The organism is Baaleninema sp. (assembly GCF_049974805.1).
Taxonomy (GTDB): domain Bacteria; phylum Cyanobacteriota; class Cyanobacteriia; order Cyanobacteriales; family Geitlerinemataceae; genus Baaleninema.
Window position 1 is genome coordinate 1,853 of sequence record NZ_JBNGCO010000024.1, and the last position, 17,074, is coordinate 18,926.

The 17,074-nt window shown below is 53.0% G+C and carries 13 protein-coding genes; 5 read left to right on the forward strand and 8 right to left on the reverse strand.

What is annotated here, in order from left to right:
• A partial coding sequence (locus tag ACP5D4_RS06920; RefSeq protein ID WP_428010896.1) for a hypothetical protein occupies positions 1 to 202 on the reverse strand: 202 nt, incomplete at its 3' end.
• Between the two features lie 493 nt (positions 203 to 695).
• Between ACP5D4_RS06920 and ACP5D4_RS06925 the strand changes: the two genes are divergently transcribed.
• From ACP5D4_RS06925 to ACP5D4_RS06935, 3 genes are all read left to right on the forward strand, one after another.
• Positions 696 to 2,210: an adenylate/guanylate cyclase domain-containing protein gene (locus ACP5D4_RS06925; protein WP_428010897.1), complete on the forward strand. Its 1,515-nt coding sequence runs from the start codon at positions 696 to 698 to the stop codon at positions 2,208 to 2,210.
• A gap of 117 nt (positions 2,211 to 2,327) precedes the next feature.
• The gene (locus tag ACP5D4_RS06930; RefSeq protein ID WP_428010898.1) at positions 2,328 to 4,247 is read left to right on the forward strand and encodes a response regulator; all 1,920 of its coding nucleotides are present in this window, start codon (positions 2,328 to 2,330) and stop codon (positions 4,245 to 4,247) included.
• A 96-nt stretch (positions 4,248 to 4,343) separates the two neighbouring features.
• Positions 4,344 to 4,850, forward strand: coding sequence for a prepilin-type N-terminal cleavage/methylation domain-containing protein (locus tag ACP5D4_RS06935; protein WP_428010899.1), 507 nt, complete (start codon positions 4,344 to 4,346; stop codon positions 4,848 to 4,850).
• A gap of 211 nt (positions 4,851 to 5,061) precedes the next feature.
• Here ACP5D4_RS06935 and ACP5D4_RS06940 read toward each other — a convergent pair whose 3' ends face one another.
• From ACP5D4_RS06940 to ACP5D4_RS06965, 6 genes are all read right to left on the reverse strand, one after another.
• On the reverse strand, positions 5,062 to 7,620 hold the full coding sequence (locus ACP5D4_RS06940) for a glycogen/starch/alpha-glucan phosphorylase (protein ID WP_428010900.1): 2,559 nt from the start codon (positions 7,618 to 7,620) through the stop codon (positions 5,062 to 5,064).
• A 66-nt stretch (positions 7,621 to 7,686) separates the two neighbouring features.
• Positions 7,687 to 8,457 (reverse strand): cation diffusion facilitator family transporter, encoded by a 771-nt coding sequence (locus ACP5D4_RS06945; RefSeq protein WP_428010901.1) that lies wholly within the window; start codon positions 8,455 to 8,457, stop codon positions 7,687 to 7,689.
• A 192-nt stretch (positions 8,458 to 8,649) separates the two neighbouring features.
• Positions 8,650 to 9,624 carry an SDH family Clp fold serine proteinase gene (locus ACP5D4_RS06950; protein ID WP_428010926.1) on the reverse strand — a complete coding sequence of 325 codons (975 nt, stop codon included), beginning with the start codon at positions 9,622 to 9,624 and terminating at the stop codon, positions 8,650 to 8,652.
• Between the two features lie 24 nt (positions 9,625 to 9,648).
• Positions 9,649 to 11,199, reverse strand: a complete 1,551-nt coding sequence (locus tag ACP5D4_RS06955) for a BamA/TamA family outer membrane protein (protein ID WP_428010902.1) — start codon at positions 11,197 to 11,199, stop codon at positions 9,649 to 9,651.
• 534 nt (positions 11,200 to 11,733) lie between these two features.
• Positions 11,734 to 12,063, reverse strand: a complete 330-nt coding sequence (locus tag ACP5D4_RS06960) for a hypothetical protein (RefSeq protein WP_428010903.1) — start codon at positions 12,061 to 12,063, stop codon at positions 11,734 to 11,736.
• A 112-nt stretch (positions 12,064 to 12,175) separates the two neighbouring features.
• Positions 12,176 to 14,176: an ABC transporter ATP-binding protein gene (locus ACP5D4_RS06965; RefSeq protein ID WP_428010904.1), complete on the reverse strand. Its 2,001-nt coding sequence runs from the start codon at positions 14,174 to 14,176 to the stop codon at positions 12,176 to 12,178.
• Between the two features lie 354 nt (positions 14,177 to 14,530).
• Between ACP5D4_RS06965 and ACP5D4_RS06970 the strand changes: the two genes are divergently transcribed.
• Together ACP5D4_RS06970 and ACP5D4_RS06975 are read left to right on the forward strand one after the other, a co-directional pair.
• The gene (locus ACP5D4_RS06970; RefSeq protein ID WP_428010905.1) at positions 14,531 to 14,728 is read left to right on the forward strand and encodes a hypothetical protein; all 198 of its coding nucleotides are present in this window, start codon (positions 14,531 to 14,533) and stop codon (positions 14,726 to 14,728) included.
• A gap of 36 nt (positions 14,729 to 14,764) precedes the next feature.
• The gene (locus tag ACP5D4_RS06975) at positions 14,765 to 15,436 is read left to right on the forward strand and encodes a class I SAM-dependent methyltransferase (RefSeq protein ID WP_428010906.1); all 672 of its coding nucleotides are present in this window, start codon (positions 14,765 to 14,767) and stop codon (positions 15,434 to 15,436) included.
• 60 nt (positions 15,437 to 15,496) lie between these two features.
• On the opposite strand, the gene ACP5D4_RS06980 is transcribed toward ACP5D4_RS06975, so the two are convergent.
• Positions 15,497 to 16,900, reverse strand: coding sequence for an aminopeptidase P N-terminal domain-containing protein (locus tag ACP5D4_RS06980; RefSeq protein ID WP_428010907.1), 1,404 nt, complete (start codon positions 16,898 to 16,900; stop codon positions 15,497 to 15,499).
• Positions 16,901 to 17,074 lie beyond the last annotated feature (174 nt).

Here is a 17,074-nt window from a genome sequence, read left to right on the forward strand (position 1 = left end):
CGTCAAACTCCTCGTCCTCGAAGTCTTCGTCAAATTCTTCTTCTACAAAGTCTTCGTCAAACTCCTCGTCCTCGAAGTCTTCGTCAAATTCTTCTTCTACAAAGTCTTCATCGTCGGCTTGGGCGATCGAACGACTCTCTCGATCGATCTCTGCCGTGCGATCGCGTCCAGCCATGGCCGGTTGAATCCCGAGTGCTAACACAAACGAAGCGAGGGTTAACACAGAAGTTATTAAAGTTAGGTTTTTGGCATTTTTTATCACAAATCTATCCTCACAAACGAGAAATAAATTAAAATTTCATTGAGTCTAATCGAGAAAACTCAGTTTGACAAGAGGGGTTCAGAAAGACTCGATCGAGCCTTCAAATCTTTCTCGAAATCCGGACTTTGTTATCAAGATAGAAAACACTTAACCGTCGAACAAACGGCTTTCCGTGACAGTTGAGGCGGTCGATCGACCCCAGTTCGAGTTTTGTCTTCCAAAAGCGACGAGGGGGGCATGGGGCGAGTGAGTTCGAGGCGATCGGTCTCCCCGACCGATTCTCCCTAGATTACCCTAGAGGGTGTTACCCCTTAATTGCAGATGATTTGCATCGACGGTGGACGATCTTCGCTCAGAAGACGGATACGCCGGGAAAAGCTGGGAAACAGCGCGAGCGATCGCAGTCATGGAGCGAACATCTTCGTCAGGTACTATGACCCACATCCCCCCAGACTCGCCAACTGAGCCAAAAGCCACGTTGTTACTCGTCGACGATCGACCGGAAAATTTACGGTTGCTCTCGCGTATGCTGGCGCGGAAAGGCTACGAAACCCGCAGCGTCACGACGGGAAAAATGGCGTTGGTGGTAGCCGAAACCGAACCGCCAGATCTGATTTTACTGGATATCAATATGCCGGAAACGGATGGGTTCGAGGTCTGTAAGCGTCTGAAAGCCAATGCCAAAACCGAAGGTATTCCGGTAATTTTCATCAGTGCGCTGGACGACGTAATGGATAAAGTCAAAGCCTTTTCCTCGGGGGGCGTCGATTATATTGCGAAGCCGTTTCAGTTTGCGGAAGTGTTGGCGCGGATTGAAAATCAGCTCAAACTCAAACGACTGCAAGAACAACTGGCCGAACAAAACGCCAAGCTGCAACAGGAAATTCACGATCGCTCTCGCGCGCAGGCGGCTTTACGGGAAAAAGAACAGTATTTACGACTAATTCTCGATAACATTCCCCAACAGGTGTTTTGGAAAGATACCAATTTAGTCTTTCTCGGTTGCAACCAAAACTGGGCTGACGCGGCGCAACTGAGGAGTCCCGATGATGTGGTGGGAAAAACCGATTACGATATGTTTGCCGATCCTGCGATCGCCGAGCAGTTTCGCGAACAAGACCGCCGGATTATCGAGTCCGACACGCCAGAACTGCACGTGGTCGCCACCAAGCAAAAAACTGGCCCCGACGGTAAACGGGTGTGGCTGGATATTAACAAACTGCCCATTCACAACGAAAGAGGGGAAGTAATCGGGATTTTAGGAGTTCTTGACGATATTACTCAGCGGAAATTGGCTGAAGAAGCTCTAAAAGCGGAAAAGCAGAAATCCGAACATTTACTGCTCAATATTTTGCCGCGAGCGGTGGTCGATCGCCTCAAACAACTCGAAAGTGCCATTGCCGATCGCTTTGACGACGCCACAGTGTTGTTTGCGGATATCGTGGGATTTACAGCCCTATCCTCCCGAGTTTCTCCAGTGGAAATTGTCAATCTGCTCAATCAAATTTTCTCGATTTTCGATCGACTCGCCGAAAAACATGGGTTAGAAAAAATCAAAACCATCGGCGACGCTTATATGGTAGCCGGAGGACTTCCCGTTCCCCGAGACGACCACGCTGAAGCGATCGCTAACATGGCTTTAGATATGCTCGACGCTATCGAAGCCTTTCAGCCCTATGCCGATACGCCAATTCAAATTCGCATCGGTATCAACAGCGGCGCAGTGGTGGCGGGGGTCATCGGCATTCGTAAGTTTATTTACGACCTTTGGGGGGATACCGTCAATGTGGCCAGTCGCATGGAATCGACAGGAATTCCGGGGCGCGTTCAAGTGACGGGGGATACTTACCGTCGTCTGGTCGATCGGTTTATTTTTGAAGAGCGAGGTTTAGTCTCTGTTAAAGGAAAAGGAGAAATGACCACTTATTGGCTCGTCGGACGGAGATGAGGAGATAGGGAGAGGGGGAGAAAATATCCACGATCTCGATCGTACCATCATCCCATCAGCGAGTTAGTATAGTTCGATTGCGGCGATTTTCGTGGCAAATTCCTGGTTTATCGATCGATGACTCTCGAACCCCAACCCACTGCGGTCGTTCTCATCGTAGACGACAATCCCACGAATCTTAGTGTTTTGGCGGCTCATTTAGAAGCGGCGGGATTTTCGCTGCGCGTAGCTCAAGATGGGGAAAGTGCGCTGCGCGTGGCGGCGTTACAGCTTCCGGATTTAATCATTCTCGATATTCTCATGCCGGGAATCGACGGGTTCGAGACCTGCCGTCGGTTGAAAAACAATCCCCTGACGCGGGAAATTCCCGTGATTTTCATGAGTGCGCTTTCCGATTCTGTCGATAAAGTCAAAGGTTTGTCATTGGGGGCGGTCGATTATATTACGAAACCGTTTGAACGGGACGAAGTGCTGGCGCGGTTACAATTGCATTTAAAAATGCGACGCTTGACACAGGCGCTGGCTGATCGAAACCGTCGTTTACAGGAAGAAATTCGCAACCGCCGCCAAGCTGAAGGGGCTAGCCGCGCCAAAAGCCAGTTTTTAGCGAAAATGAGCCACGAACTGCGAACCCCGTTAAACGCGATTTTAGGGTTTAGCCAGTTAATGGAACGGGACGAAACACTGACGGCGGAACAGCAAGAGTATTTACGGATTATCTGCCGCAGCGGCGAACATTTGCTGACGTTGATTAACGACGTGCTGGAACTGTCGAAAATCGAGGCGGGGAAAGTGTCGTTGAAGGAAGCCCCCCTGGAGATCGATCGACTGTTGCAGGGGTTACAGGAGATGTTGATGTGGCGTGTCCAAGCCAAGGGGTTGAGTTTCGAGGTGTTCTGTAGCGACGACGTACCGTCTTGCGTGCGCACGGACGAAGGGAAGTTGCGCCAGGTGTTAATTAACTTACTCAGTAACGCCATTAAGTTTACGGAATCTGGGGGTGTGACGTTGCGGGTGGGGGCGACGCCGCAGAGTGGCGATCGAGTGCAGTTGTATTTCGAGGTGGAAGACACCGGCCTCGGTATCCCCCCGGAGGAGTTAGACATGATTTTCGAGGCGTTCGTGCAAACGCAAACCGGGTATCGATCGGAGGAAGGGACGGGGTTGGGGTTGCCCATCAGCCGCCAGTTGGTGCAGTTGATGGGGGGAGATATCGCCCTCGACAGCGTTCGAGGCGTGGGGACGATCGCCCAGTTCGATATTGCGGTGACGGTGGAAACTCAAGCCATATCGATCGAGGAGGATTCCGAAACGCCAAAACGCCGCGTTGTCGGTTTGGCGGTCGATCGCCCGGCGCCGCGTTTGTTAGTCGTCGACGATCGCCGAGAAAGCCGCCAGTTTTTGGTGAAATTGCTAGAGTTGACGGGGTTCGAGGTGCGAGGGGCTGAAGACGGACAGGCGGCCATCGAACAATGGAAAGCGTGGCAACCGGATTTAATTTGGATGGATATTCGGATGCCCGTGATGGACGGTTACGAGGCCACGCGGCAGATTAAAGCGCAACAGAAGGCAACGGGTTCGGCGAGTCCGAGAGCGATCGTTGCACTGACGGCTAGTGCGTTTGAAGAAGAGCGAGCGTCGGTTTTAGCAGTCGGTTGCGACGATTTCGTTCGCAAGCCCTTTCGGGAAGAGGAAGTTTTCGAGAAAATCGCCCGATATTTGGGGGTTTCTTATCTGTACGAGAGGGTAGATGACGATCGATCGGACGTCGCGCAGAAGATACCGGAACTGACAGCGGAGGATTTGGCCGCGATGCCGCCTCAGTGGTGCGCCCAGTTGCGACAGGGAGCGATGTCGGCTAACGAAGCGGTCGTTCGGGCGTTAATTGGAGAGATTCCGGAAGAGTTGGCATTTTTAACGGAGACGTTAACGGTTTGGGTGAACGATTTTCGCTTCGATAAAATTTACGACCTCGTTCCCGAGGAAGAAGGTGAACCGGAAACCGACAGCGATTTTACGAAAAAACGCGCAACTTAGAGAATTCTGGCAATTCCGTAAGATTTCGGTTTGCCGGAGGTCGATCGATCGGGTAGGGTCGGCTCAAATTGTTTGACCCGTCTCGGGGTTGCATCTATGTCGATCGAGCCACATTGTCAGGGGGCGTCCGGATTTACCGTTGTTGAAACATTGGTGGTGGTGACGCTGATTGGCATTCTCACAGCCATCGTCGCACCGGGTTGGCTGGCGTTCGTCAACCGACAGCGACTCAGCGACGCCAACGAAAGCGTCTACCTGGCCTTCCGTACTGCCCAAAACCGCGCGACAATGCAGAAAAGCATTTGGCAGGTTAGTTTTCGAGAACGGGAGGAACGGATCGAGTTTTCCGTTCATCGGGCCGATGGCGATCCCGTTTATTGGGACAGTTTGTCGCCGCAGGTTCGTTTTGACGAAGACAATACGACTTTACGGGAATCTGGAGGCTGGCGGCGGGTTCGCTTTGACGAACGGGGTCGCACTCACGGACAACTCGGCCGCGTCACCCTCGTGAGTCGAGACGGCGATCGAAACAAACGCTGTACCATCGTTTCGACTTTGTTGGGGGTGGTGCGGAAGGCGCAAGACGAACATTGCGATCGATAGAACCCCTCGCAGCGTCCCATAACAACGCCGTTACGGGAAATTATACGGAATCCGAATCTCAAACATTGAGGGCGTTTCCTTACGCCATCGGTGCAATCTCTCGAATTTCTATCGAATGGATTTTTATCATATTTTTGGCTTATTGTCAAGATTTTGCCAGTCAAAAAATCCCCTAGCGATCGCACGATCGCTAGGGGATCGAAACAGTAGATTAAGCCTTCGGTTCGCCGTTGATGGTTTCAACTTTTAAGACGGCTTCTTCTTGAGAATATTCCTCGAGTTCGATGGGGGTAGGTTGGACGCCCCAAATTTGCTCGCAGTATTCCTTAATGGTTCGATCGCTGGAAAATTTACCCATGCGAGAAGCGTTGAGAATCGACATTTTCGTCCAACTCTCTACATCGCGATAGGCTTTACTGACCTGTTCTTGGCATTCAATATAAGACTGATAGTCTGCCAACAGAACATAGGGATCGCGACCGAGTAAATCGTCCACAATAGGTTTAAAGCGATCGCGCTCTCCCGGTGAAAAATCGCCTTTCGCAATTCGATCGATCGCCCAACGCAGCTCCATATTATTGTCATAATACTCCATCGGATCGTAACCGCCGGCCTTGAGTTCGTAAACCTCTTTCGCCGTCAATCCAAACAAAAAGAAGTTCTCTTCTCCCGCTTCTTCGCGAATCTCAATATTCGCACCATCGAGAGTTCCAATCGTCAGCGCCCCGTTCATCGCAAACTTCATATTACCCGTTCCCGAAGCTTCTTTTCCAGCCGTAGAAATCTGCTCCGACAAATCCGCCGCCGGATAAATTCGCTGACCCAGAGAAACATTGAAATTGGGCAAAAACACCACCTTCAACCGTCCGCGAACGTCAGGATCTTTATTCACCACTTCCGCCACGGCGTTGATGAGTTTAATGACGAGTTTCGCCATAAAATAACCCGGCGCAGCTTTCCCGCCAAAAATAAACGTGCGCGGCAAAATATCGATATTAGGATTGCGTTTAATGCGGTTGTAGAGCGTGATGATGTGCAGCACTGCCAAATGCTGGCGTTTATACTCGTGAATCCGTTTCACTTGCACGTCGAACAGCGAATTCGGATCGACATCAATATTGCGCGTCGCTTTAATATAACTCGCCAAACGCTGCTTGTTGATGTGTTTGATTTCCCGCCACCGCTGACAGAATTCCGCATCGTCGATGAAGGCTTCTAACTTGCGGGTTTCATCTAAATCCTTCAGCCAGCCTCGGCCGATTTTATCCGTAATCAACGACGCCAGTTCCGGGTTGCTCAAGAGAATCCAGCGGCGAGGGGTGACGCCGTTAGTTTTGTTGAAGAATTTTTCCGGCCAGAGAACGGCGAAATCGCGCAGGGTGTCGCTTTTGAGCAGTTCCGTATGTAACGCCGCCACGCCGTTGATGGCGTGAGATCCCACACAGGCTAAATGCGCCATGCGAACTTGTTTTTCGTAGCCTTCCTCAATAATCGAGAGACGCGACGCTCGTTCGTCGTCGCCGGGGAACCAAGTGCGCACGTCTTCGAGGAAGCGGTGGTTGATTTCGTAAATCAGTTGCAAGTGACGGGGAAGCAGACGCTCGAACAGCTTGACCGACCAGCGTTCGAGGGCTTCTGGGAGTAAAGTGTGGTTGGTGTAGGCGAAGGTTTGTTGGGTGATGTTCCAGGCGGTATCCCAGTCTAAGCCGTGTTCGTCGAGTAACAGGCGCATGAGTTCGGCCACGGCGACAGCGGGATGGGTATCGTTGAGTTGGATGGCGAACCGTTCGTGGAAGTTTTCCAGGCTGTCTTGGGTTCGCAGGTGAATGCGAATCAAGTCTTGCAACGAGGCTGAGACGAAGAAGTACTGTTGCGCCAGACGCAGTTCTCGTCCTTGGGGGGTGTTGTCGTTGGGGTAGAGAACTTTGGAGATGGTTTCCGAGTCGATTTTTTCGGCGACAGCGCGATCGTAGTTTCCGGCGTTGAAGGCGTCGAAGTTGAATTCTTCGCTGGCTTCTGCTTTCCAGAGGCGCAGGGGGTTGACGGTGTTGGTGTCGTAGCCGGGAACGGGGGTATCGTGGGGAATGCCGATGACGGTGCGATCGGGAATCCAGCAAACGCGATAATTTCCTTTGGGGTCGTGGTAGATTTCGGTATGGCCGCCGAGTTTGACTTCAACGGTATCTTCAGGACGGGCGATTTCCCACGGGTTGCCGAACCGCAGCCAGTTATCGGGGACTTCTACTTGCCATCCGTCTCGAATCATTTGATGGAAGATGCCGAATTCGTAGCGGATACCGTAGCCGATGGCGGGAATTTCCAGGGTGGCGAGGGAGTCGAGGAAACAGGCAGCCAGACGCCCCAAACCGCCGTTTCCGAGGCCGGGGTCTTCTTCTTGTTCGATGAGTTCGTCGAGGTCGAGGCCGGAGTCTTCGACGACTTGACGGACTTTTTCGTCCAAACCCAGGTTGACGAGGTTGTTACCGAGATGTCGCCCCATGAGGAATTCGGCGGACAGGTAACAGACGACTTTTACGTTTTCTTCGCGGTAGGTGCGGGTGGTTTTGATGAAGCGGTGGAGGAGTCGATCGCGCACCATGTAGGCGAGGGCGCAGTAGTAGTCTTTAAGAGTGGCGATCGATTCGTCTTTTCCTTGTAGGTAGAAGAGATGGTCGGCAAAAGCCCGTTTGAGGGTTTCCAAGCTCATGCCCGTGCGATCGTCTTCGATGCGGACTTGGGCGTTATCTGTAGAATAGATGACTTTATTCATAGTTGCGTGAGAGTTCGATCGACAATCGTTAGCGGTTCGAGTCGGAGATTATTATAAAGTCGCCCGTCAAGTAGGAGATTCCTTCGATGGAAAGTTAATAGGAACTTCAGACTTGGCGCGAATCTGCTGGGCGAGATCGGTTGTACCCAGTTCCATCCATCCCGAAGCTTCTAGGGGCGTTGCCGCCTCCGAAGACACCGAACCCGACCGCAAGGCTTGCCAACTTTGATGTACCACGGGAAAGGCACTGACAGCAATTAGGGCAGAAATGCCGAACCCCACAGCCGTATCGACCCAATGCCAATCAAAACAGTAAATGGCGATCGCGGCGGCGATCGCCCCCACCGACCCCAACAGATCGGCGACAATATGTAAAAATGCCCCCCGTAGGTTCAAATCGCGCTGGCTGTCGCGGTGCAACAAGGCTGCACTGATGCCGTTTACCATCAAGCCTAAGATGGCAACGCCCAACATGGGCAAACTGAGAATCTCTGTCGGCGGGGCGTGCCAGTGATGTAAGGCTTCGACGGCGATTAAAGCAGCCATGACAAACAGGCTGAGTCCGTTAACCAAAGCCGCCCAGATTTCCCGTTTTCCGGGGGATTGCGTCGGTCGTCGCAGCTTCCAAGTCGCCCACAGTGCCAACGCCAAGGCCAAACCATCGATCGCCATATGACCGGAATCCGCCAGCAGAGACAGGCTGTGACTGAGGCGACTGGTTATCCATTCGAGGAGGGCAAAGCTCAAGGCTAGGGCGATCGATACTTGTAGGGTACGGCGTTTTGTCGTGACGGAAACGGGCAAACAACAGGCACAAATGGATGGTAAATCGTTCATGGATGCTGGGCGGGGGGAGGGAATCGGAGAAGTCGAGGTTGTATGGTTCTCCTCTGTTCTCGATCCCCAGTTCGATCGAAAAGTTCCGGACAATTGCTGTTTTTGAGATCGCGGCTTTCTGGCGAAAAACTTGGGAGATCCCCGGCATCTTGGAGATGCCGGGGATCTCGATAGAGAACCAAACCGCCGAAACTATTCCCGTTGCGTGCCTTCCGGCAGCGACGGACGACCCTGATAGGGCATGGGAATATATTGCACCGACGGCCGCCCCGTCATCGGTTGCGGGTACAAATCCATCAAACTGTAGATTTCCGAGGGAAGTCCTTCCGTCACGGGCAATCCCATTTCTTTAGCTTCTTCGACGGAAATGGGGTAATCGTGGGTGACGACTCCCGTAGTCAGAGTTTCGACGATTCGATCGATCTTCTCAGGATCGACTTTCTGCTTCGGAAAATTGTCTTCGAGGAGAGTTCTCACGAATTTCTGCACCTGGCGAATCGCCTTTCTCGCCATATCCGCCGTCATAAGGGTTTGGTCGTCTACTGCGTTGATGGGTTTGTCGTCGAGAACCTTCAACACGCTGGCCGCCGCCACATTTCCCAACTGAGGATCGACCGGTCCCAACACCGCGTTTTCGTCCATTACGATTTCGTCGGCAGCCATGGCTAACATGGTACCGCCACTCATGGCATAGTGGGGAACGAAAACCGTCACTTTTGCCCGGTGACGCACCAACGCTCTGGCAATTTGTTCGGTGGCCAAAACCAAGCCTCCCGGTGTGTGCAGAATCAAATCGATGGGAACGTCGGGAGGCGTCAGGCGAATCGCCCGCAGCACTCGTTCGGAATCTTCGATATTGATGAAGCGAGAAATGGGAATCCCCAGCAAACTAATGGATTCCTGGCGATGAATCATCAAAATGACCCGACTGCCCCGCCGTTGCTCGAATCCTTGAATTGCCGCCAAACGGCGAGCTTCGGTAATGCGTCTTTGGACGAGGGGTTGCAGCGACGAGATAAAAATGAAGATTAAGAACAGGTTGAAAAACATAGATGTCTTGACTGTTGCCAGGGGCGGTGAGACTTTCCCGATTGGCTTGATTCTATCGTGTCTGCACGAAAAAGGGGCGATGCCTTGCGATCGCCCCCGAGATGCAAAGATTGAGATTTGATAGGCGTTCGGGTTTGCCGTTTAGAAGGTCGGACCGAGGCTAAAGTAGAAGGAAAAATCGCCTCGATCGCTCACCCCTGCCGTCATGCGAACGGTTTCGACAATCGGAACGATGGGAAAATCCACGTTTAAGAAGTGAAGTCCCACGCTGAAACCGAAGCCGTCGCCGGGTTTATCGCGGACTTCGGCCGGTTCGCCGATGACGTTTCCACCCGTACCCAAATCCGAAGCGTATTGCACCGCCACCAAACCGCGCATTTTCTCAAACAAGCCGTCTTCCCAGGAGAAAATAGGAAAGCGGTATTCCAGGCGACCTTGGAGGAAACTTTCCGCCGTTCCCACGTCTCCCGTAGTGAAGCCGCGCACGGAGTCGAAACCGCCCAAGTTGAAGGCTTCGTAGCCCGGTACATCGCCAATGATGGCGCCGCCTTGAAGGCCCAGAATCAGGGTGTGGGGCGCGTCGTCGTTGAGGGAGATGTATTGAATGTACGCGCCGCTGAGACGGTTGAAATCGACGCTGGAATCTCCGATGGAAACGGACTGTTCGGTGCCGAACTGGAACAGGTTGCCTCGGATGGGAAATCCGTATTCGTCGCGGGTGGTGTTGTCTTGCTGGGCGAAGAGACTCAGTAACAGCAGGTCGTCTTTACCGTTGTCGCTGACAGAGAGACGGTTTCCCTCTTCGTCAACGGCGTAGAGGTTATCGGTAAAGGCTCGGTTTTGAATGCGAATTTTTTGATAGCTGATTCCCGGCATCAGGACGGTATCGCCGTCGCTGCTAATGGGGATAAAGACTTGTCCTTCAAAGCCGAGGCGGTTGACCCAGGGTTCGTGTTCGTCGCCGATGGGAAGGTAGACTTCCCGCACGTCGTCGTCGTCTTCGTCGCTGAGGAAGGCGTTGTCGCGGGTGTTGGTAAAGCCACCCCGCAGGCGATATCCCACTCGGTACTCGTCGCCGACCAGTGCCGCTTGGGTGTAGGTGAGAGCGCCTCCGGCGATGTATTCGCCCCCTTGACCGGACAGGACGAGCGATCGACCCCCTGCGGTACGATAGCCCAGTTGCAGGCCGCCGTAAACGCCTGGGGCGTTGGAGATTCCCACGTCACTACTCCCGAGGAGCAATCCGTAATCGATGCTTTCGAGGAGTTCTGTATCGTAGACGATGGGCGATTGGTTGGGAATCGGCCCTTTGAACGATTGAATAATTGAAGGTTCGTTAAATTCAAAGAACAGACCGCCTGTGGTTCGTCCCCGTCTCGTCTCGTCGCCACTTTGAGCGACGGCTTCGCTCTCGGTTTCGGCTTCGGCGAGAGATTCTTCTGGATTCGGTTCGGATTCAGGTGTAGATAGGTTCAGGGCGTCGGCGCGGCGGAGGTCGCCGGGATTGGCGCCTTGTTGCTCGAAAACGCTTTCTAACTGTTTGGTTGTCAGCGTTCTCTGGATGTTGGAAGCGGGTTTGACATCGGGTTCGATCGATTTGGCTTCTTTGGCTTCGACGGGACTCGTTAGGGCTGTCCCTAACGCAACGGCGAGATAACCCCAGATTGGCGGCGATAATGGTCGGCTTTTCATGATTGCACTCCCCTAACCGTGGCTAATATGGCTCCGTAACGCTTTTTACGCGCCCGTGGTTCGATAACTCTATTCACGATATTAACGGGTCTGCGTCGTTGGGGAAACAAATTGAAAGATTCGGTAAAGTTTTCGCCTCCAGGCGATCGCCACAATTGTTGGCGAATTATAAATATTTATAACAATCTCCAAAATTCAAAGCTTTGGTTTTGCGATCTAAAAATTATATTTTTTATGCATAAAAATACTATTTTTTGTTATATAAAATCGCTTTTATTAAGCAATAGAAACAAAATTTACCCAAAAAACACTAAATAAAAATTTGCAAAAAAAGTCAGCACAAAACCCCGAACTTCTTAATAGCTCGGGGTTTTGAGTGCGTTTAAAGTCGTATTCCAAATCGGAGTTCTTGTCAGATTGCAATCCTTGAAGGAGAGGTTCTCAATCCCAAAAGTTCAAAGGCGATCGCTCTTTTGGCCTTTTGATAAATCGGTCGATTTCTGCGTTTTTTGACCGCAGGATTTTAACAGACTATCAATGAGAAATTAAATGGGAGAGTCGATCGAAAATTTCTTGCAAGCGGGATCGATCGGTTTGACCCAATCCCATTTCCAGCAGAGAAACCCCCAGTTCGACGGCGTCGTCGGCTTCGAGGATGAAATCGAGTTCCTCCGCGCCGCAAGCCATGTCCGACGTTCCCGATTGCGGTTGCACTTTAAATTCCAAGTGAACCGAGGATTCGCCGGGATCGGGAGAGGTTTCGAGGCGGGAAATTCGATCGCCCGTCACCGTGGTACTCGTGATGTTACTGGTTAAGGTAATCCCGTGGGTTTTTAACGGATGGGTCGTCGCGCGAACAGTCATAGTGACTTTTTCTCCTAACGCTCTCAATGCCACTATATAGCTAGTCAGTAATATTGGGTAGAATTTGTTAGGAATCTTTAATCTCCGATCGAGCCTCAGAGAAGTTGCGCTGTTAGGACGATCGCGGAAAGGCTTCGACGGGATACCCTTTGGGAATCGAGGCGATGAGTTGCTGGGTATAGGCTTGCTGGGGTTCCCGGTACACGCGATCGGCGGCACCGATTTCCTCAATTTTGCCGCGATTCATGACCATAATTCGATCGCTCATAAACTTAACCACGCTCAAATCGTGGGAAATAAAAATATACGTCAGTCCGAACTCCCCTTGAAGTTCCTTCAACAAATTCAACACCTGCGCCTGCACCGAAACATCGAGGGCGGACACCGACTCGTCACAAATCACGAACTTCGGATTCAACGCCAACGCGCGAGCGATACAGACTCGCTGTCGCTGTCCCCCCGAAAACTCGTGAGGATAGCGGTTCGTGCAATCGGGACTCAACCCCACCCGTTCCAACAACCACGCCGTTCGTTCCCGCCGTTCCGTTTCGCTGCGTCCGAACCCGTGAATCCTCATCGGTTCCAGAATCGCCGCCCCCACGCTCATCCGGGGATTGAGGGAACTAAACGGATCTTGAAAAATCACCTGCATATCCCGACGCAAAAACCGCAACTGCTTCTGCGTCAACTTCGAGACATTGCGCCCTTCAAACAACATATCGCCGCTCATGGGTTCCACCAAGCGCAGCAAGGTACGAGCGAGGGTGGTTTTCCCACAACCGGACTCGCCCACCAAGCCCAAAGTTTCCCCCGGATACACCTGAAACGAAACGCCGTTGACGGCCATCATGTACCGTCGCGCCCGTCTGAACAAGCCTCGAACGGGGTAGCCCACTTGTAAATCCTTGACTTCTAACAGGGGCGTTTGACGTTGCAGGTGAGCCAGTCGTTGCGCCATTTCCAAATCCGACACGATCGCCTCTTGGGGAACGGGGGATTGAGACGAAGGAGGCGTCGTCGCCTCAGCCGAAGACGGTTGCGTTTCCTGGGATTCCTCGCGACGAGCTTCGGGAATGTCCGATTCTGTAGCGGTTGACGCTGAAGGGGTTTCTTGGGTTTCTCGTAAATTGGCTTCGCCGTTTTCCACAGCCAGACTTTCCATAAAATCCGCCACGGTGGGAAGAAAGCGCAGGCGTCGCTCGGGCTGGGGACGACAGGCGAGGAGTCCTTTGGTGTAGGGATGTTGGGGACGGGTAAAGATGTCGCGCACCGACCCCGTTTCGACGATTTTTCCGCGATACATTACCGCCACCGTATCGGCGATTTCTGCAATCACGCCCAAGTCGTGGGTAATGAAAATCATCGACATTTGATGGCGTTGGCGCAGTTCCCGCAACAGGTTGAGGATAGTGGCTTGAACGGTCACATCGAGGGCGGTGGTGGGTTCGTCGGCGATGAGGAGTGCGGGATCGCAGGACACGGCCATGGCGATCGTCACCCGTTGCAGTTGTCCGCCGGAGAGTTGGTGGGGATAGCGATCGAGCATCGCCTGTTTGCGCCGTTCGATCTGTTTGAGAACGTCCCGTTTGGGAGGTTTATCCCCGGCGGTTTGGCGCAATTCTTCGATCGCTTGTTCTCGCAAGCTGTCCTCGTCGGGGAGAAGTTGCACTTCTTGCAAACGGGCGATCGCCTGTTGTTTGGCTTGTTCGGTCGTAACCTTTTGATGGAGTCGAATCGCCTCAATCATTTGAAAACCGATGGTATACACCGGATTGAGGGCGCTCATGGGTTCTTGGAAAATCGTAGCGATGCGCCCCCCTCGGTAAGATTGCAGGCGTTTCGGTGACAGACGCAGCAAATCGACAGGGGGAAGATTGGGAAACAGGGGGTCGGAAAACCAAATTTCGCCGTTCGTCACGCGGCCGGGGGGCGTCGGAACCAGTCCCATGACGGCCAGAGACGTGACCGATTTACCCGATCCCGACTCGCCGACAATTCCCAGGGTTTGACCTCGTTGCACTTGTAGGTCGATCCCGTCCACCGCTCGAACGAGTCGATCGTCGGTTTGAAATTGAACTTGTAAGTGGCGAACGTCGAGGACGGTATCGTTCATGGGAAACTTTTGAGATGAAACGGTATTGAGAGTTCAGGAAAATGATAAAGAGGCGGTTAAATGTCCAGTATCGCAAACTCTCTCATCTTTATCAGCCACTTCCATTACATCGGTTTTTGAGATACCCGTGGGTGATGCAAGAGATCGGTGGGGGTGGTGCGTGACGCGGGAATTCCATTTTCCGGATTTCCGCCACATTTTTGCGCCCGCGTCACAGCACCCTACGATTCATCACCCTACAATTCATCCCCTCGTCCCATCGTCCCATCATCACCCGGGGTCTCACTGTTCGCTGTAAAAGTCGAGTACACTAGAAATCGAGTTCGATCGCACGGTTTGTTAGCCTTAACCGGTATGTCTACTCTCATTGGTTTAGTTCTCATCGCGGTTTATGCGGGCGGAGTCTGGAAATTCTGGCAAGGATTCCACCGCACCAATTTCGAGCGGGGGTTGGGAAACCAAATTACCCTGTCCCTGTTGTGGCCGGTTCTCGTCGTCGCCAATAAGTCCTATCGCCAAAACTTTACCAAAGCTCTGAAAGGGGGACGGTAAGAGGTGGGTTGCTGAGCTGGTTTACAAAATTGTCTAATGTCTTTGTCCGATCGCATCGATCGCGTTGCTAAACGCTACAACCGAGAATACAGCGGCGAAGCTGTCGATCTTCCTGATGAAGTGGAAGCGATGCCCGTTTTTCGCGAGTGGACGACGGGAAAACTTCAACAGCGTATCGCCTCGCCGTTTTGGGAAATTGCCAAACCGAAGAAAAACCAACGCTGTCTCGATCTCGGCTGTGGCGTCAGTTTTTTGATTTATCCCTGGACGAGTTGGCAAGCCTTATTTTACGGACGGGATATCAGTTCGGTGGCTGGCGACGCCCTCAAATCCCGCGCCCCCCAACTCAACTCTAAACTCTTCAAAAGCGTTACCCAAGGCGGCGCCCACCATCTTGAGGATTACGAGGACGATTTCTTTGATTTGGTGATTTCTACTGGGGTCAGTTGTTACTATCCTCTCGAGTATTGGGAACGGGTGATTAACAGTGTGCGCCGCGTCCTCAAACCCGGCGGACAGTTTATTTTCGACGCGATCGATCCCGATTCGGAACTGGCGGAAGACTGGGCGATTCTGGAAACCTATCTCGGGGCGGAAGTGTTTCTGGAACCGTTGAAGGATTGGGAAAAATTGGTGCGATCGACCGGAACTTCCCGGCTGAGAACGAAACCGGGAGAACTATTTACGCTCTACGGGGCGCGATGGTAGCGAGCTTGAGAAACCGGGTATCTCTACAATACCCGGTTTTTGAGAGTTAACGGGAGACAGTTAACCGGAAACCAACTGTTCGATCGCTTCGGCTTGCGTCGGTAAGGTGGCGGTGATGACTTCGCACCCCTCTTCGGTTACGAGAACATCGTCTTCAATGCGAATTCCGCGCACGTCGGCGAAAGTCGCTAACCGTTCCCAGTTGACCGCATCTTTGTATTTTTCCCGGTTCGCCGAATCGTTGAGAATGCCGGGAACTTGGTAGAATCCGGGTTCGATCGTCACCAGCATGGACGGTTGCAGGGGACGGTGCAAGCGCAGGAAACACAAACCGAATCGATCGCTTCGCGCCCGGTTTTTCTCGTATCCCGCGTAATCTCCCAAATCCTCCATATCGTGAACGTCCAACCCCAGTAAATGACCGATCCCGTGGGGGAAAAACAGAGCGGTGGCGTCGGTTTCCACTAAACTCTCAGGATCGCCTCGAAGAATACCCAAATCAACTAAGCCTTCGGCGAGGGTTTTGGCGGCGAGTAAGTGAACGTTGCGATATTCGACGCCGGGACGAACCGCTTCGATGGCGCGATCGTGGGCGGCCAGCACCACATCGTAAATCGCCCGCTGCGTGGGGGAAAAGCGCCCGTTGACCGGCCAGGTGCGGGTAATATCAGACGCCCAACCATAGCGGGTTTCCGCCCCCACGTCCGCCAGTAACAAGTCTCCGGCGTCGATGGGATTGTGATACGCCTCGTTGTGCAGCACTTCGCCCCGTACTGTGACGATACTGTTGTAGGAACAGGTCATGTTGTGGCTGAGGATGACCCCTTCCATCGCCCCCCGCACCTGGGCTTCCCAATGGGCGGTTTTGGTGGCGGCCATTCCCGCTTTGTGGGCTTCCACCGCCACAGCCGCCGCCTGACGCAACTCCACCAACGCCCCCGCATCGTGAGTCAGGCGCAGTTGGACGATGGCGCGGACGAGTTGACGATCGATCCCTTGCAGTGAGTCGAGAGGGGAGATCGATCGCTCTAACACCAAAGCTTGCTGCTGTCGTACCGAAGCGTCCAGAACGGCGATCGTGGCGGCGTTTTGGGCGCGGGCGGGCAGTTCCGACAGGGGAAACGCCGCATCGGCCCCGATGGTACGGGCGATTTCGTGGCGTTTGGGCTGTTCTCCGTGCCAGAGGGCGTCTCCCGGTTCCGGGTCGTCGAGAAACAGTTCTAATTTACCCCCTTCGAGTCGAATGGCGGCGTTTTCCAGGGGAAGCCCTGCGAAGTAGAGGAAATGACTGCTGGCGCGAAAGGGGTAGCGGTTGGCGGGAAAGTTGCGGGATTTACTGCGTCCGGACCAGAGGACGACGGGAAAATCGACTCGTTCGGCGAGGCGCGATCGCCGTTCGCGCAGGGTGGTTTCGAGGGTGCGATCGCGTAACGTGGAGGAAGGATAGTTACTACCAAGCAGCATGGCACTCTGTATCGACTCGCTGTTTTGTGGGCTATTTTTTTAATTTAACCAATTTAGGGGGGCGATCGATCTCGGCTTCTCCCTGGGACTGTCAAACCAGGCTACTCAAAGGTCAAAAACCAGATATCTACCGTTGAAGATACCCGGTTTCTGACTCTACTGGCTTTCTTGGAA

Excerpts from the sequence above, each read along its gene's own strand:
- ACP5D4_RS06930 (WP_428010898.1), top strand. The coding sequence starts at position 2,328 with ATGACTCTCGAACCCCAACCCACTGCGGTCGTTCTCATCGTAGACGAC.
- ACP5D4_RS06935 (WP_428010899.1), top strand. The coding sequence starts at position 4,344 with ATGTCGATCGAGCCACATTGTCAGGGGGCGTCCGGATTTACCGTTGTT.
- ACP5D4_RS06970 (WP_428010905.1), top strand. The coding sequence starts at position 14,531 with ATGTCTACTCTCATTGGTTTAGTTCTCATCGCGGTTTATGCGGGCGGA.
- ACP5D4_RS06960 (WP_428010903.1), bottom strand. The coding sequence starts at position 12,063 with ATGACTGTTCGCGCGACGACCCATCCGTTAAAAACCCACGGGATTACC.
- ACP5D4_RS06945 (WP_428010901.1), bottom strand. The coding sequence starts at position 8,457 with ATGAACGATTTACCATCCATTTGTGCCTGTTGTTTGCCCGTTTCCGTC.
- ACP5D4_RS06940 (WP_428010900.1), bottom strand. The coding sequence starts at position 7,620 with ATGAATAAAGTCATCTATTCTACAGATAACGCCCAAGTCCGCATCGAA.
- ACP5D4_RS06980 (WP_428010907.1), bottom strand. The coding sequence starts at position 16,900 with ATGCTGCTTGGTAGTAACTATCCTTCCTCCACGTTACGCGATCGCACC.
- ACP5D4_RS06975 (WP_428010906.1), top strand. The coding sequence starts at position 14,765 with ATGTCTTTGTCCGATCGCATCGATCGCGTTGCTAAACGCTACAACCGA.
- ACP5D4_RS06965 (WP_428010904.1), bottom strand. The coding sequence starts at position 14,176 with ATGAACGATACCGTCCTCGACGTTCGCCACTTACAAGTTCAATTTCAA.
- ACP5D4_RS06955 (WP_428010902.1), bottom strand. The coding sequence starts at position 11,199 with ATGAAAAGCCGACCATTATCGCCGCCAATCTGGGGTTATCTCGCCGTT.
- ACP5D4_RS06925 (WP_428010897.1), top strand. The coding sequence starts at position 696 with ATGACCCACATCCCCCCAGACTCGCCAACTGAGCCAAAAGCCACGTTG.